Raw genomic sequence first — 14,655 nt, forward strand, 5'->3', positions numbered from 1 at the left:
CCAGTCGCAACGGCGTCCGGCAGCGCTTAATGTCGAGGGGTGACCGTTGTTCTGGTGCCCTACCACCTCGACGAGCGGCTGCCGGAGCTCGGCATTCCGCTGCCGCACGTCGACACGACGGTGACGATGCCGCTGCCGGACGGCGATGTGTGGCAGCGCCTCGGCGCGCTGTACACCGCGGTGTCGGAGGAAGTCGCGCAGGTCGTGGGCCGAAGCGAGCTGCCAGCGGTGGTTTCCGGGGATTGCATGGTCTCGCTCGCCGTCCTCGCCGGGCTGCAGCGGGCGGGCACCGATGCGTCGATCGTCTGGTTCGACGCGCACGGCGATGTGCAGACCCTGGAGACGACGGAATCCGGTTACGTCGGCGGAATGCCGCTGCGCATCATGGTCGGCTACCGCCCGGAACTGCTCGCTGACCAGCTCGGCCTGCGCCAGCTGCCGGAACATCGAGCACTGCTGGTGGATGCCCGTGACCTCGACGGTGCTGAAGTCGAGTACCTGGCGGGCGCCGACATCGCCCGGTGCGAGGTGGACCAGATCTCCACGGCTGTCCTCCCGGACGGCCCGCTCGTGCTGCACATCGACCTGGACGTGGTCGACGCGGCAGAACTGTCCGGCCTGCGCTTCCCGGTCGCCGAAGGCCCGTCAGCTTCAACGGTGCTCACGGCCGCCCGGCAAGTCCTGGCCACCGGCCGGGTCCACGCCCTCGACATCGCCTGCACCTGGTACCCGGAGAAACCCGACAACGGCGGGAAAGCCCAGATCCTGGCCGACCTGCTGGCAGCGACCAGCGCGGTGCACTAGCGAACCTGTTGTCCCACAACGGCTTCCACCGACGACCGCCAAGGCCCTGAGCACCAGACGTTCCCGCTGCGGCTCGGGAATACGAATTCTCCGCTGTGCAGTGGGCTTGACCTGAGTGCTCGGTGAAACCAAACCGCCACGACGCGACGAGTCGCCCCTCGACCGGCGCGCGGCGGTGCCATAGGCCGGGTGGTGCGATCGGCACGCACCACCCGGCCCAGAACCACCCGCCGAGAATGCGAACGGCCCAGGAAACGGCCGGTCGGTTGGCCCTGTTCCGGAGCGTGTTCCAACCTTCGCCAGAACGTGGTTCGAGCAGACACGCCAAACGGGCCCCATCGGGATTCCCGGTGGGGCCTAGCGAGTGTCGCTAAGACGCCTTCGGCGTCGCGGATCGGTCAAGAACCACGAGCCGGAAGCTACTAGGCCGCCACCACGCACAGCGACTGAATTTCGAACGACCCGGAAGGCATGCCGCGGGGTGCGGCATGAGTGATCTCGTTGCGCCAGGCGGAATCTACCCGCACTGCGGGCTCCCCGGTCCGGACCTGGCATCCTCCTGTGGACCCTGCGTCGAGTGGTGACAACAGCGGACTCGTCACGGTGGCGAGCCGCTTTTCCGTTCGCGAGACGATCGACCGCGTGGTCGAGGCCGCAACCTCGGCTGCGCTCTTCGTCTTCAGCCGGATCGACCACGCGGACAACGCCGCCAAAGCCGGGCTGGAGCTACGCCCGACCGAACTCGTGATCTTCGGCAATCCCCACGGCGGGACTCCGCTCATGCAGGAGCGCCAGACCACCGGAATCGACCTCCCGGTCAAAGTCCTCGCCTGGCAAGACGAGAACGGTGCGGTCTGGTTGACCTACAACAGCGCTGCCTGACTGTCGCGTAGGCACGGCTTGGAAGCGAGCGAGAACGCGGCCAAGGCGATCGAGGCTGGTCTCGCCTCGATCGGCCAGCAGGTTGCGCGTACTGACTAGGACCCTCGCTCGTCCAGCCGCCCGCGCGCCGCGTCGCGGAGAATCGGACGGATCAGGTGCGGCAGCACCGTTTTCGAAAGCGGTCGAACCGTTCATGCCCGGTGGGTTCTCGACGATGGCGCGGGGCGGCTCGATCGAATGGTGTCGGTGGCCACATGTTGCGTACGGTTCGGCCCTCTCGTACTTGACTTGCGGCGAGGAATCACGAGTCGTTGAAGGGCTGAGGAATGACCGCGATCAGAGATGCTTACCTGGAGGCAGCAGCGTCGGTGACAACGCTGCTCGGGGATCCGGCAGTCGCCGCCGCGTGGGACCGGCCGAGTGTCCTGAAGGAGTTCACCGTTCACGGGCTCGCAGGTCACCTGGCGACGCAGGTCTTCTACGTGTCCCGGGCAATTGCCGCCGAAGCACCGGACGGGGAGCCGCTGTCGCTCGCCGAGGTCTACGCGAGGTCGGAAGCGTTCCACGTCGGTATCGACGCGGAGATCAACGTCCGCATCCGGCAAGGCGGCGAGGACGCGGCGGCAGGTGGCGCGGACGCGTTGGCCGGGGAAGTCGCCGCAGTGGTAGATCAGCAGCGTGCGGCGCTGCCAACCGAGCCAGCGGATCGAGTCATCTCCCGTGCCGGAAGGCCGCTGCGTCTCGATGACTTCTTGCTGACGCGCATGATGGAGATCGCCGTGCACTCGGATGACCTGGCGCTGAGCGCGGAGATCGCGACGCCACCGCTTCCACCGCAGGTCATCGAGCCGGTCCTCGCTCTGCTCACCCAGCTCGCCGTGGGCCGACATGGGCAAACGGCCGTGCTGCGGGCGCTGAGCCGCGCCGAACGTGCCCCCGCAACGATCGCGGCTATCTGACCGGCGCGGCCCGCCTCGTCCGCGGCTGTCCGAATTCGGCCCGGGAAACGCCCCGGGCCGAATCGACTGGGCAGGCCTCGTGCTCAGCCCTGCTGGCCGAGCACCACAAGATGGGTGGTGTCCTGGCTGGAATCCATCGTGAAAACGCCCGCCCCGCTCGTCTTCTACCGGTGGGCGAAGACGTTGGTGAGGAGTTCGATGAGCTGGGCTGCGTCGGCGTCGAAAGCGATGTGCGCGTTCGGCGCGTCCGTGCTGTCGGGGCGGGTGTCCACGACCGTGCGGCCGATCGTCAGCGGGCTGTCCGTCTCAACGGTCACGGGTAGGTGGCGGATGGTGATGATGTCCGGCTCGACGAGGTAGGCAGTGCACACCACGTCGTGGACCGGTGCGGCGCCCGCTGCGGTCGTCTCGTAGGCGTCGATTCGACGTCCGATGAAACGTGCGGCCGCAATTCCGGCCGGAGTGCCCAATTCCTCGAATCGCTCGCACGCGGCCCGTGGGATCAGTGCCCGGTGGGTGGCGTCCAGCGGCACGAGGGTGAGTCGTTCGAAGCCTGCGGAGAAGACCATGCTCGCGGCTTCGGGGTCTGCCCAGATGTTGAACTCCGCTGACGCGGTCACGTTCGTCGTGGCGTGCCCGCCGCCCATCACGACCAGTTCCTCAACCGCCTCAGTCATGGTGGGGTCGAGTGCGAGCGCGGTGGCGACATTGCTCAGCGGCCCCACGGCTACCAGCGTGATCGGCTCGGTTGTCGAGCGCAGGGTTTCGAGAAGGTACTCGACGGCCCCACGTGCCTGGGGCGCGCTGCGGGCGTCCGGAATGGGCAGCGCACTGCCGTGCGGATCCTTGTCGGTGTCCTGATCGAAGTGCCGTGAACCGGGGAAGCTCATGCGAGCGATCGGCCGCGACAGGCCGGGGTAGACCGGGATGTCGGATCGTTCGATCCAGTCCAGGACGCGCAGGGTGTTGTCCGTGGTGTTCGCCAACGGGACGTTGCCGTTGACCGTGGTGACCCCGAGGAGGTCGATGTCGGGATGCAGTGCGGCGAACATGATCGCCACGGCATCGTCAGTCCCTGTGTCGACGTCGAGGATGACTTTGCGTCCCATCGAGATACCTCCGTGCCGTGCGGTCTCGCGCGAGCAGGCATGACCCTAGTTGCCAGCCGCTTTCCCGGTGAGGTGCCAAACGGCGTACGCGGGGCGTGAGCGCTCGCGGGTTTACCAACGGTCTTTCGTGAGTCGCGGTGCTTTCATGAGTCGTGGCGTGCCGGGCTTGGCAAGGTGCTCGCAGCGCGGCGGCGTGACCTGCTCGCGTCTTGATGCGCGCAAAGTTCAGGTCACGCCGCCCGAGCGGCGTTGCGGGCGCCCAACACCGGATCCGACCGGTAGGGGGTTTCAGGAAACCCAGTCGAAGGTCTTGGTGACTGCCTTCTGCCACTGCTGGTACTGCTTTTCGCGGAGTTCCACCGGCATGGCCGGATCCCACTGCTTGTCCTTGGCCCAGTTCGAGCGGATGTCCTCCTCGCTGGTCCAGAACCCGACCGCGAGCCCGGCGGCGTAGGCCGCGCCGAGGGCGGTGGTCTCGGCGACCACCGGGCGGATCACCGGGACGCCGAGGATGTCGGCCTGGAACTGCATCAGCAGCTCGTTGACCACCATGCCGCCGTCGACCTTCAGCGACTTCAACGGCACCCCGGAGTCGGCGTTCATCGCCTCGATCACCTCGCGGGTCTGGAACGCGGTGGCCTCCAGCACCGCGCGGGCCAGGTGGCCGCGGTTGACGTACCGGGTCAGGCCGACGATGGCGCCGCGCGCGTCGGAACGCCAATGCGGGGCGAACAGGCCGGAGAACGCGGGCACGAAGTACGCGCCGCCGTTGTCGTCGACGGTGCGGGCGACCTGCTCGATCTCCGGTGCGGTCCCGATCATGCCGAGGTTGTCGCGCAGCCACTGCACCAGCGATCCGGTGACCGCGATGGAGCCTTCCAGGCAGTACACCGTGTCGTTGCCGCCGATCTTGTAGCCGACGGTGGTGAGCAGGCCGTTCTGGCTGATCACCCGCTCAGTTCCGGTGTTGAGCAGCACGAAGTTGCCGGTGCCGTAGGTGTTCTTGGCCTCGCCCGGCGACAGGCACGCCTGGCCGAACGTGGCGGCCTGCTGGTCGCCGAGGATGCCCGCGATCGGAATCCCGGCGAACACCCCGCGTTCCCGGAACTTGCCGTAGACCTCCGACGAGGACCGGATCTCGGGCAGCATCGCGATCGGCACCCCGATCTCGGCGCAGATGTCGGCGTCCCACTCCAGCCGCTCCAGATCCATCAGCAGCGTGCGGGAGGCGTTCGTCGGATCGGTGATGTGCAGACCGCCGTCCGGGCCGCCGGTGGAGTTCCACAGCACCCAGGTGTCCATGTTGCCGAACAGCAACTCGCCCCGTTCGGCGCGGCTGCGGACACCGTCCACATTGTCCAGGATCCACTTGATCTTCGGCCCGGAGAAGTAGGTCGCCAGCGGCAGACCGGTCTTGCTCTGGTACCTGTTCTGGCCGCCTTCGCCGGAGGCCAGCGAGTTGACGATCTCGTCGGTGCGGGTGTCCTGCCAGACGATCGCGTTGTACACCGGCTTGCCGGTGGCCTTCTCCCACACCACGGTGGTTTCCCGCTGGTTGGTGATGCCGCAGGCGGCGATGTCCGAGGAAACCAGGTCGGCCTTGGCCAGCGCTCCCGCGCACACCTGCCGGGTGTTGGTCCAGATCTCGGTCGGGTCGTGCTCGACCCAGCCCGCCTTCGGGAAGATCTGCCGGTGCTCCATCTGGTCGACCGCGACAACCCGGCCGGAATGGTCGAAGATCATGCACCGCGTCGAGGTCGTTCCCTGGTCGATGGCGGCAACGTACGAGGTCATTCTCGTCTCACCTTCCTATGTGGAGCCAACAGGTCAGCTGCTGGGCAGCGCCAGCGCCAACAAGCCCGCCAGCACGCCGCCGATGATCGGGCCAGCGATCGGAACCCACGAATAACCCCACTCCGCCGAGCCCTTGCCGCGGATCGGCAGGATCGCGTAGGCGATGCGCGGCCCGAGGTCACGTGCCGGGTTGATGGCGTACCCGGTCGGACCACCGAGCGAGTTGCCGATGCCGATCACGATGAAGGAGACCGCGGCGTAGCCGAGCGCGGCGTTGCCGAAGTTGGGAACACCGGGCGTTTCTCCGACGCCGGCCTGCGGGCTGAGGATGATCCAGAAGACCAGCACGAAGGTGCCGATGATCTCGGTGACCAGGTTCCACGGCGCGTTGGGCACGGTAGGACCGGTGCAGAAGATGCCGCGCGTGTTGGCCGGTTCGTCGTGGGTGTCGAACTGCAGCTTGTACGCGGCCCAGCACAGCACCGCGCCCAAGGTACCGCCGATGATCTGCGCGATGATGTAGACCGGAACCTCTGACCAGGGGGTCTGGCCGTTGACCGCGAGGCCGAGGGTCACCGCTGGGTTGATGTGCGCGTTGGAGGGGGCCGCAACGCTCGCCCCGGCGAAAACCGCGAAGCCCCAACCGAAGTTGATGAGCAGCCAACCGCCTTTGTGACCGAGCGAATTTCGGAGGGTCACGTTCGCGACGACGCCGCACCCCAGCAGGGTGAGCATTGCCGTCCCCATCAACTCCCAGAGGAAGATCTCGCCAAGACTGGTCATACCGCGTTCCCCTCGTCATGCCGCCGTTGGCACTGGCGGGATTGTGTTGACTGTCCGACATGGAGCGAGTCGCGACGGTACTGCCGCATGGCAACACGTGTCCATGCCTGCCGCCACTCGTAGGCAACTTGTTGGTCTGTACCGACTAAAGAGAGTGCGCGGATTGGTTTGCGTGGCGGTGCGGGCCCGGTCCGGCAGCCCGTGCCCCGGGCTTCGTCGCGCATCGAGATCACACTAAACTTGTGAAAACAATCATTGCAAGAACACTGCGATGATGTTTTCATCGATCTATCTGATGATCTGGGCCGCGACGAGCGGGGATGGGGAGAACGACGATGTCCGCTCGACGCCCGTCGGAGAAGCAGCAGGACCGGCGGCGCAAGATCACCGAGCTGGTCATGGCGGAAGGCACCCTGCGCATCGACGACCTCGTCGAGACCGTCGGAGCCAGCGCGATGACCGTGTACCGGGATCTCGCCGACCTGGAGTCGCAAGGCCTGGTGCACCGCAACCGCGGCCACGTCTCGGCGGCCTCGTCACTGCTCTACGAGGCCGCGTCGGAGTACCGGTTGCTGCAGAACAAGGAAGAAAAGGAAGAAATCGCCCGCGCTGCGGCAGAACTGATCGAGCCGGGGCAGGCGCTGCTGCTCGACGACTCGACGACCGGCGTGTACCTGGCCCGCCTGCTGCCGGAACGCGCACCGCTGACAGTGGTCACCAACCATCGCGGCGTGTTCGGCGAACTCGCGGCAGCACCCGGCATCAGCCTGATTTGCGTCGGCGGCGACTACCTGGCTTGGGCGGATGCGTTCGTCGGCGGGATGGCGCTGGAGGCGTTGCGAAACCTGCGGGTCGACCTGGCGATCATGTCGGTCTCCGCGGTGACCGACGGGATTTGCTGCTACCCGCAGCAGGAAATGGTGCAGATCAAGAAGGCCATGCTGGCCTCGGCGCGGCGCCGAGTGCTCTACGTTGACCACACGAAGTTCCGCCGACGAGCACTGCACGCGGTGGCGGCGGTCGAGGACTTCGACGTGGTGATCGTGGATTCGCAGACGGCGCGCGCCGATGTAGAGGTGCTCCGCGACCGCGGCGCGCGGGTCGAACAGGCAGGAAATGCCCGCAGCGCTGCGCCGAGCACGGACAGTGCAGGTCGGGCATGATGACCACCGCAGGACGGACTGGCGCCGAGTCCGGTTCCGCGTCGGCGAGGTGGTCAGCGGTGGGACACGATTCGAGCGAGGAGGACGCCTGGTGTCCAAGGACAAAACCGAAACCGAGAGCCGGCGCAAGGGCACGCTTGGGCCTACCGAACGAGCGGAGAACTGGCGGCGGCTCGGCTCGGACGAATTCGACATCGTGGTGATCGGCGGCGGCGTGACCGGTTCCGGAGCGGCGCTGGACGCCGCCACCCGCGGGCTGCGGGTGGCCCTGGTGGAGGCGCGCGACCTGGCCGCTGGCACGTCCAGCCGCTCCAGCAAGCTGTTCCACGGCGGACTGCGCTACCTCGAACAACTGGAATTCTCCTTGGTCCGCGAGGCACTCCGAGAACGCGAACTGATGCTCACCCGGCTCGCGCCGCACCTGGTGAAGCCGGTTCCGTTCCTCTACCCGCTGACCCACCGGTTCTGGGAACGTCCGTACACCGCGGCAGGCCTGTTCCTCTACGACACGATGGGCGGCGCCCGCTCGGTGCCGGGGCAGAAGCACCTCAGCCGCGCTGGTGCGCTGCGGATGGTGCCTGCGTTGAAGCGGAGCTCGATGATCGGCGGCATCCGCTACTACGACGCCCAGTCCGACGATGCCCGGCACACCATGACGGTGGCCCGCACCGCCGCGCGGTACGGGGCCGTGATCATGACGTCCACCCAGGTCAACGGTTTCCTGCGGGAAGCCGACCGGATCGCCGGGGTTCGGGTGCGCGATGTGGAGACCGGCGAGGAGACCGAGATCCGCGCGCAGGCCGTGATCAACGCGACCGGGGTGTGGACCGACGAACTGCAGAAGCTCTCCGGCGGCCGCGGCCGATTCCGGGTCCGGGCCAGCAAGGGCGTGCACATCGTGGTGCCGCGCGACCGCATCGTCGCCGAGTCCGGAATGATCCTGCGCACCGAGAAGTCGGTGCTGTTCGTCATCCCGTGGGGCAGCCACTGGATCATCGGCACCACCGACACCGACTGGCACCTCGACCTGGCGCATCCGGCGGCGACCAAATCCGACATCGACTACCTGCTGAAACACGTCAATTCGGTGCTGGCCACCCCGCTGACCAACGACGACATCGAAGGCGTGTACGCCGGGCTGCGGCCGCTGCTGGCCGGGGAGAGCGAGGAAACCTCCAAGCTCTCCCGCGAGCACGCGGTCGCGCGGGTCGCGCCGGGGCTGGTGGCGATCGCGGGCGGCAAGTACACGACGTACCGGGTCATGGCGGCCGACGCCGTGGACGCCATCGCGCCGGACATCACCGGACGGATGGCGTCGTCGATCACCGACCGGGTTCCGCTGCTCGGGGCCGACGGCTACCACGCGCTGGTCAACCAGGCCGATCAGTTGGCCGCCGCGCATGGCGTGCACCCGTACCGGATCCGGCACCTGCTGGACCGCTACGGCTCGGAGATCCACGACGTGCTCGCGCTCAGCGATGAGCGGCCCGAACTGCTCAAGCCGATCCCGGCGGCACCGAACTATCTGCAGGCCGAAGTGGTTTACGCGTGCAGCCACGAAGGTGCCCTGCACCTGGAGGACGTGCTCACCCGGCGCACCCGGATCTCCATCGAATACCCGCACCGCGGCGTGGACTGCGCGGAACCGGTCGCGCGGTTGATGGCCAAGGTGCTCGGGTGGGACGACGCGCAGGTGTCCCGCGAGATCGAGGTCTACACCAAGCGCGTCGATGCGGAGCGGGATTCGCAGACCCAGCCGGACGACCAGGCGGCCGACGCGAAGCGCTCAGCGGCACCGGAAGCCAGGGACCGGCTCATCGAACCGGTGGTGTGAGCGCCTGTCCTCAACCCGTTTTGCTTTGCGGTGCGGGTGGCAGACCTGGCGATTTCGCGCGAAATCGTCCACCTCGCCCGAGGTGGACGGCCCGACACGACCACTTCAAAGACAGGCACTCAGACACCGTCTTGTCTCCGGCACCCCCGACTCATGTATGTCCGATACACCACGTCGTGGCAGGCCTCGCAGAGAACGCAGTGGGCAGGGAAGTGGGCAGAGAAGTGGGCAGGGAAGTGGGCAGAGTCTGGGAACCCGCGGCGGTGCCGGTTGCGAGAGTGGGCTAAGCGGCTTCGCCGCTGCAAGAGATTGAGGGGTCGTGAGTGCGAAAACCGGCCAGAGCCCGCTTTCGCACTCACGACCCGGCCGCAACCCCGGCGAGCAGTTCCTCGACGTGTCCGATCAGCCGCCGGGTGTCGACCGGTGCGATGGTGCTCCACACGTCGCCGGACGGCGATTCCCGCCGCAACTGGGCATAACGGCCGTGCGCGGTGTCGAAGAACCCGACCACGTGATCGGCTCGGACGCGGCGCCCCGACCGGTCTCGGGCGGCCGTGCCGAACTGCCCGCGCGCCGTCACCCCGGCGACCATGCTCGTCAGCGTTTCGGCGTCGTCCGGCCGAATTCCACGGCGCTGCAACGTACTGTGCAACTGCTCCGCGTTGTCCCCGGCTTCTTCGGCGGCTCGGTCCAGATCACCGCTGCGCACCGACACCGAACGGCCCGGACCGGGCGGTAGCGGCGGCAGCACCGAGACCGCTTCGCGCGGCAACCCGCTCGCCGCCGCCGGTCGAAGGGCCAGGGCGTCGCGATCCTTGACGGCCAACACCGCCTGCTCGGAACCGGTTTCGGCAGCCGCGAGCACCCGCACGCTGCGCTGCAACCAGATTCGCCCGTCGACCTCGCGGCCCGGCCTGGCCAACAGCCGCAGCATCCACTCCAGCTCCGGATCGAGGCTGGTCGGGCGGCCCAGGTCGCGGGCAGCCAGCGACCGCCACGCCGATTCCACCAACTTGGTGCGTTCGGTGTGGGTGCGCCCCGGCGAGGGGACCTTGAGCACCAGCGGCATGGCGTCCAGCCCGAGGTGCTCGACGAGCACATCGAATTCCAGCGCCGACAGGCTGACCTGACGGCTGGATCCGGTGACCGTCATCGCCCCGGCTCGCCGCCGATCACCGGACGGGAGAGGGTTTGCGGCTCGTCGAAGAACCCGCCCGGTCGACCGACCTCCTCGGTCACCTTCCGGTCCACCGCGTCGTCGCGGTCCCGCCGGGCCCGCTTGCCCGTCGGAGCACTGCCCGAGCCGCCGCGCGCCGCGCCGGTCGCGCCCGGCCGTCCCGGGCGGTGCTCGGTGGCCCGCGCCGGAAGCGGCGCCGGTGTCGAAACCCGCGCCGCGGGTGCGGATGTGGCCCCCCAGCTGATGGTCACGTTCTGCTGACCCGCGGACGCACCGGAGCCGCCCAGGACCGGCGCGTCGACGACCACCTGCGGCGGCGGGGTGAACGACGCCAGCGATGTGGTGTTGGCCTGCGTCGACGCCTCGTAGGTGCGCATCACGTCGAAGGCCCGCTGCTCGGCGGCGTGCTGCTTGGCTTCTTGCAGCTCGTAGTCGGTCTGCCCGCCGAAGAGGTGGGTCAGCAGCGTTTCCGCGGTGCCCGGTTCCTCGGTGGTCACCTGCACCGGCGGCGGCATGTCCCGGCGGGCCTTGCTGATGAATTCCGCCTGCTGCTCGGCCCTTTCCCGCATCACGGTGGCGGCCTGCTGGGCTTGCGCCGCCCAATTGCCCAGCGGTCGCAACCCGTCGTGCGCGCTGTCCGCGGCCACGCCCTGCCAACCGGCCATCGCCGAGGACACCGCCGAAGCGAGTCCGGCGTCGATTTCGCCGAGTGCACGGGTGAGTTCGCTCCAGCGCCGGACGCTGTCGGTCGAGCCGTCCGGCCCGGGGCCCTCGTGGATCTGCGCGAACAGTTCTGGGTGGCGGTATCCCTGCCAACGGTGATCGCTCATCGGGATCAGCAGCCTCCACCGAATCCTGCGGCGCTGTCGCCGTCGATCCGTTCGTACTGCCGGTTGGCCAGCTGCAGCGACTCGGCGGCCGCTTGCAGTTGGTCCCGATAACCGCACAGGGCGTTCAGCGCGTCCTCGCCGCCGCCGAGGGAGCGTCGGTTGAACTCCTCGGCCGCGTCGGCGCTGATCGGATCACCGGCCCAGGGCCGGATGCGCAATTCGGTGATGGCGTGCTCGATCTGCAGGCCGACCGCATCAAGCGATTCCTGCAACGCGTTGACCAGCCTCGGGATCGCGGCAGGCTCGATCTGCACCGAGCCTCCGGTCATCCCGGGCAGGGCCTCGGTCGAGCTGTCGCCCCACGGAGCGGTGAGCGGCACGTTTTCCCCTCCCACAGGTAAGGGCCCAGGTCGCGGGTGCGGGCCCCTGTGCCTGAACGCCCGGATGTGCGGGGCCGCGCCGCCCCGATCGGGAGTTCGCGGGCACCCGACTGCTGCGGGGCACCCGAGCGCTCAAGCTGCCAAACGTCCGCCGAACACTGTAGTCACCAATCGTCACTCTGGGGAGTGCTCCATACGCGGTGAGTATCATCACCCGATCACGGTGCGTTGTTGCGCTGCGTGAACTTCGACTGTCCTCGAACCGTCTTCCGCAGCGGTGCACGGTGCCGGTTAGGGCGTCCCCTGCTCCTGCGGTTCGCTGCTGGATTGGGACGTCTCCGCCGACGAGGTCTCCGGCGCGGCCAGCGTCGCGAGGGCATCCTCGGCGACCCGCTGGGCCCCGGCGCAGAGCTGGTCGACCGGCGGTGGCGGCTGGCCGCCGTCATCGCGGTAGAGCACGTCGAGGTGCTGGCCGGTGGCGACGTCCACCGCGACGTTGCAGGACAGGTCAAGCCCCGGCGTCTTGATCACCAGCGCGGGGAAGCCGCCGATGACCACTGGCGAGGCCTCCACCTGCGCGGTGTCGTCGGTCCACACCCCCATGCCCTCGGTGGTGATCAACGCCAACCGGGCGCCGACCTTCGCCGTGGTGTTGCGGTAGCTGCAGGTCGCCGCGTCGCCGAAGCCCGCCTCGGAGTCGGGCAGCGGGTCGCGGTCGAAACCGAGCTGCTCCCGCTGATCGGCGGTGAGCAGCTCGCACGGGTCCACACCGTCGAGGCCGAGCTCGAACGGCCTCGGCGGCAACGGCGGCGGAGCGCTCGTGGTGGGCAGTGGTGGAGGCGGCGGCGCCGCGGTGTCCGACGCCGGCTCCGACTGCCACAGGCCGCACCCGGTGAGGCTGAGCGTGCCAGCGGTCAGCAACACGCCAAGCCGTCGGGCCTCGGTGATCCGAGAGCTGTGCATGACCTCACCGTAACGAAGCGTGGTCGCAAACCGCGGTAGGTAGCGGTCAGCGTCGCCAGGTGAACCAGATGAGGGCCACCAACGGGAGCATCAGCGCCAACCCCAACTGCCGCGCGACCACGATCAGGAAGATGATCAGCGCCGCCGCGCAGATCGCCAGCACGATCTTCCCGGCAGCCGGGTTCGGGCGAGCCGCCGGAGCGGTCGGGACCGGTGGATTGCTCGGCCTGGGCTCGGGCAGATCGTCGAACAGCGCGTCCAGTTCGGAGCTGTACCGGGCGGCGGCGGCCTGCTGGCAGCGCTCGTCGTACTCGCCGACGTCCAGGCGTCCGGCGGAGAAGTGCTCACCGAGCAGCCGCATCGCGCGCTCCCGCTCGGGATCGCCGATGCGGAGATCCTTGCCCCGTCGACCGTTGTCCACACCGCCATCCTACGGTCGGCCGACCCACGATCGGGCCGCTGAAGTGCCGACATGAACGGCCCACCGATTTCGCGGGAATCCAGCATTCATCCGGGTGAACGCCGAACTCCCGCGAAATCGGATGGCTGGTCAGGCCTTGGCCAGCGAGCTGTCGTCGACCAGCAGCGGGGTGCTCGGCTCGGCGAGCACGTCGTCGTCGAGCAGACCCTCGCTCCGGGCCACCATGACTGGGACGACGATCTGGCCCGCGACGTTGGTGGAAGTGCGCATCATGTCCATGATCGGGTCCACCGCGTAGGCGATGGCGATGCCGGTGGCGACCGCCTCGGGCGGGAAGCCCAGCGCGCCGACGGTCAGCGTCAGCATGGTGAACCAGCCGGTGACCCCGGCCGTGGCGATCGAGCCGAAGACCGCGACGGCGACGATCGTCAGGTACTGCACCGGGCCGAGGTGGATGCCGAAGAGGTTCGCGATGAAGATCGAGCCGACGGCCGGGTAGATCGCCGCGCAACCGTCCATCTTGGTGGTGGTGGCCAGCGGGACCGCGAAGTTCGCGTAGGACGCGGGGACGCCCAGGTTTTCCGCGGCCTGCCGGGTCATCGGCAGGCTCGCGCCGGAGGACCGGGAGACGAACGCGAACTGCAGCACGTTCCAGGACTTGGCGAAGAACTTGACCGGGCTGACCTTCGCCACGAACGCCAGCAGCAGCGGGTACACGGCGAACAGCACCAGCGCGCAAGCGACGTAGGTCGAGCCGATCAGCTTCAGCAGCGGCACGAAGAACTCGTTGCCGTAGGTGGCGACCGCGTTGCCGATCAGGCCGAGGGTGCCGAGCGGCGCGAGCCGGATGATCCAGCCCAGCACCCGTTGGATGACCTCGAAGGCGGCCTTGTTGAAGTTGACGAACGGCGCCGCCTTTTCGCCCAGGCTGTAGGTGGCCGCGCCGATGATCAGCGCCACGAACACCACTTGCAGGGTCTCGCCGTCGGCGAACGCGCTGATCAGGTTGCTCGGCACCAGACCGGTGATGAGGTCCAGCCACGAGCCGTGCGTCCGCTCGCCGATGGACTGCAGCCGCTCCGGGTCGGGTTCGATGATCAGGCCCTGGCCGGGCTGGAACAGCGCGCCGATGAGCAGGCCGATCACCACGGCGATCAGCGAGGTGATCGCGAACCACAGGGCGGTCTTGCCGCCGAGGCGGGCCGCGGTCCGGCCGCCGCCGACGCCGCGCAGGCTGTTGATGCCCACCACGATCGCGGTGAAGATCAGCGGCAGCACGGTGAAGGTGAGCAGCTTGGTGAACGTCGAGCCGATGGTGTCCAGGGTGGTGACCAGCCACTCGGCATCGGTCTGCTTGGCGATCCAGCCGAGCAGTGCGCCGAGCACGAGCGACGCGATCACCGCCACGGCGAAGAGCTTGGGGTTGAAGCGCAGGCGTGATCGCCCGGCGGAAGTGGACACAGGGATCTCCCGAAGTCGCGGAAGTGGGTTCGGAGGAGGAAGTGCTTCCAGACGCGGTTGCCGCAGGCGCGGCGGTAGCGGCCGGTGCCGCGTGC

Annotated in this window: 14 protein-coding genes; 5 read left to right on the plus strand and 9 right to left on the minus strand. The window is 68.3% G+C overall.

Features of this window, described 5'->3' with window-relative positions; all coding sequences use genetic code 11:
* Window positions 1–39 precede the first annotated feature (39 nt).
* The 3 genes from ACTWQN_RS06860 to ACTWQN_RS06870 all read left to right on the plus strand — a co-directional run bounded on the left by ACTWQN_RS06860 (window position 40) and on the right by ACTWQN_RS06870 (window position 2,645).
* Window positions 40–804 carry an arginase family protein gene (locus ACTWQN_RS06860; protein WP_443202459.1) on the plus strand — a complete coding sequence of 255 codons (765 nt, stop codon included), beginning with the start codon at window positions 40–42 and terminating at the stop codon, window positions 802–804.
* A gap of 603 nt (window positions 805–1,407) precedes the next feature.
* Entirely contained in the window at window positions 1,408–1,686 is a 279-nt protein-coding gene (locus ACTWQN_RS06865; RefSeq protein ID WP_504230361.1) for a DUF302 domain-containing protein, read from the plus strand.
* 326 nt (window positions 1,687–2,012) lie between these two features.
* Entirely contained in the window at window positions 2,013–2,645 is a 633-nt protein-coding gene (locus tag ACTWQN_RS06870; protein ID WP_443202461.1) for a maleylpyruvate isomerase N-terminal domain-containing protein, read from the plus strand.
* A 164-nt stretch (window positions 2,646–2,809) separates the two neighbouring features.
* On the opposite strand, the gene ACTWQN_RS06875 is transcribed toward ACTWQN_RS06870, so the two are convergent.
* The 3 genes from ACTWQN_RS06875 to ACTWQN_RS06885 all read right to left on the minus strand — a co-directional run bounded on the left by ACTWQN_RS06875 (window position 2,810) and on the right by ACTWQN_RS06885 (window position 6,331).
* Window positions 2,810–3,754: a nucleoside hydrolase gene (locus ACTWQN_RS06875; protein ID WP_443202462.1), complete on the minus strand. Its 945-nt coding sequence runs from the start codon at window positions 3,752–3,754 to the stop codon at window positions 2,810–2,812.
* A 288-nt stretch (window positions 3,755–4,042) separates the two neighbouring features.
* Complete coding sequence (gene glpK, locus ACTWQN_RS06880) at window positions 4,043–5,548, minus strand: glycerol kinase GlpK (RefSeq protein WP_443202463.1); 1,506 nt, start codon at window positions 5,546–5,548, stop codon at window positions 4,043–4,045.
* Window positions 5,549–5,581: 33 nt separating this feature from the next.
* Window positions 5,582–6,331, minus strand: a complete 750-nt coding sequence (locus ACTWQN_RS06885) for an MIP/aquaporin family protein (RefSeq protein ID WP_443202464.1) — start codon at window positions 6,329–6,331, stop codon at window positions 5,582–5,584.
* A 335-nt stretch (window positions 6,332–6,666) separates the two neighbouring features.
* Here ACTWQN_RS06885 and ACTWQN_RS06890 point away from each other — a divergent pair, with 335 nt between their 5' ends.
* Window positions 6,667–7,494 carry a DeoR/GlpR family DNA-binding transcription regulator gene (locus ACTWQN_RS06890; RefSeq protein ID WP_443202465.1) on the plus strand — a complete coding sequence of 276 codons (828 nt, stop codon included), beginning with the start codon at window positions 6,667–6,669 and terminating at the stop codon, window positions 7,492–7,494.
* 91 nt (window positions 7,495–7,585) lie between these two features.
* Window positions 7,586–9,328 carry a glycerol-3-phosphate dehydrogenase gene (gene glpD / locus ACTWQN_RS06895; RefSeq protein ID WP_443202466.1) on the plus strand — a complete coding sequence of 581 codons (1,743 nt, stop codon included), beginning with the start codon at window positions 7,586–7,588 and terminating at the stop codon, window positions 9,326–9,328.
* Window positions 9,329–9,683: 355 nt separating this feature from the next.
* Here the strand turns inward: glpD and ACTWQN_RS06900 are convergent, their stop codons facing one another.
* The 6 genes from ACTWQN_RS06900 to ACTWQN_RS06925 all read right to left on the minus strand — a co-directional run bounded on the left by ACTWQN_RS06900 (window position 9,684) and on the right by ACTWQN_RS06925 (window position 14,560).
* Complete coding sequence (locus ACTWQN_RS06900) at window positions 9,684–10,481, minus strand: ESX secretion-associated protein EspG (RefSeq protein ID WP_443202467.1); 798 nt, start codon at window positions 10,479–10,481, stop codon at window positions 9,684–9,686.
* Window positions 10,478–11,335, minus strand: coding sequence for a PPE domain-containing protein (locus ACTWQN_RS06905; RefSeq protein WP_443202468.1), 858 nt, complete (start codon window positions 11,333–11,335; stop codon window positions 10,478–10,480). Before ACTWQN_RS06905 ends, ACTWQN_RS06900 begins: the two co-directional genes overlap by 4 nt.
* 5 nt (window positions 11,336–11,340) lie before the next feature.
* Window positions 11,341–11,715 (minus strand): hypothetical protein, encoded by a 375-nt coding sequence (locus ACTWQN_RS06910; protein ID WP_443202469.1) that lies wholly within the window; start codon window positions 11,713–11,715, stop codon window positions 11,341–11,343.
* Window positions 11,716–12,006: 291 nt separating this feature from the next.
* On the minus strand, window positions 12,007–12,678 hold the full coding sequence (locus ACTWQN_RS06915) for a DUF3558 domain-containing protein (RefSeq protein WP_443202470.1): 672 nt from the start codon (window positions 12,676–12,678) through the stop codon (window positions 12,007–12,009).
* Between the two features lie 46 nt (window positions 12,679–12,724).
* Window positions 12,725–13,099 carry a DUF1707 SHOCT-like domain-containing protein gene (locus tag ACTWQN_RS06920; RefSeq protein WP_443202471.1) on the minus strand — a complete coding sequence of 125 codons (375 nt, stop codon included), beginning with the start codon at window positions 13,097–13,099 and terminating at the stop codon, window positions 12,725–12,727.
* 129 nt (window positions 13,100–13,228) lie between these two features.
* Window positions 13,229–14,560, minus strand: coding sequence for a dicarboxylate/amino acid:cation symporter (locus tag ACTWQN_RS06925; RefSeq protein ID WP_443202472.1), 1,332 nt, complete (start codon window positions 14,558–14,560; stop codon window positions 13,229–13,231).
* Between the last annotated feature and the right edge of the window lie 95 nt (window positions 14,561–14,655).

This window comes from Saccharopolyspora antiqui (assembly GCF_052246905.1).
In the GTDB taxonomy this organism is placed as follows: domain Bacteria; phylum Actinomycetota; class Actinomycetes; order Mycobacteriales; family Pseudonocardiaceae; genus Saccharopolyspora.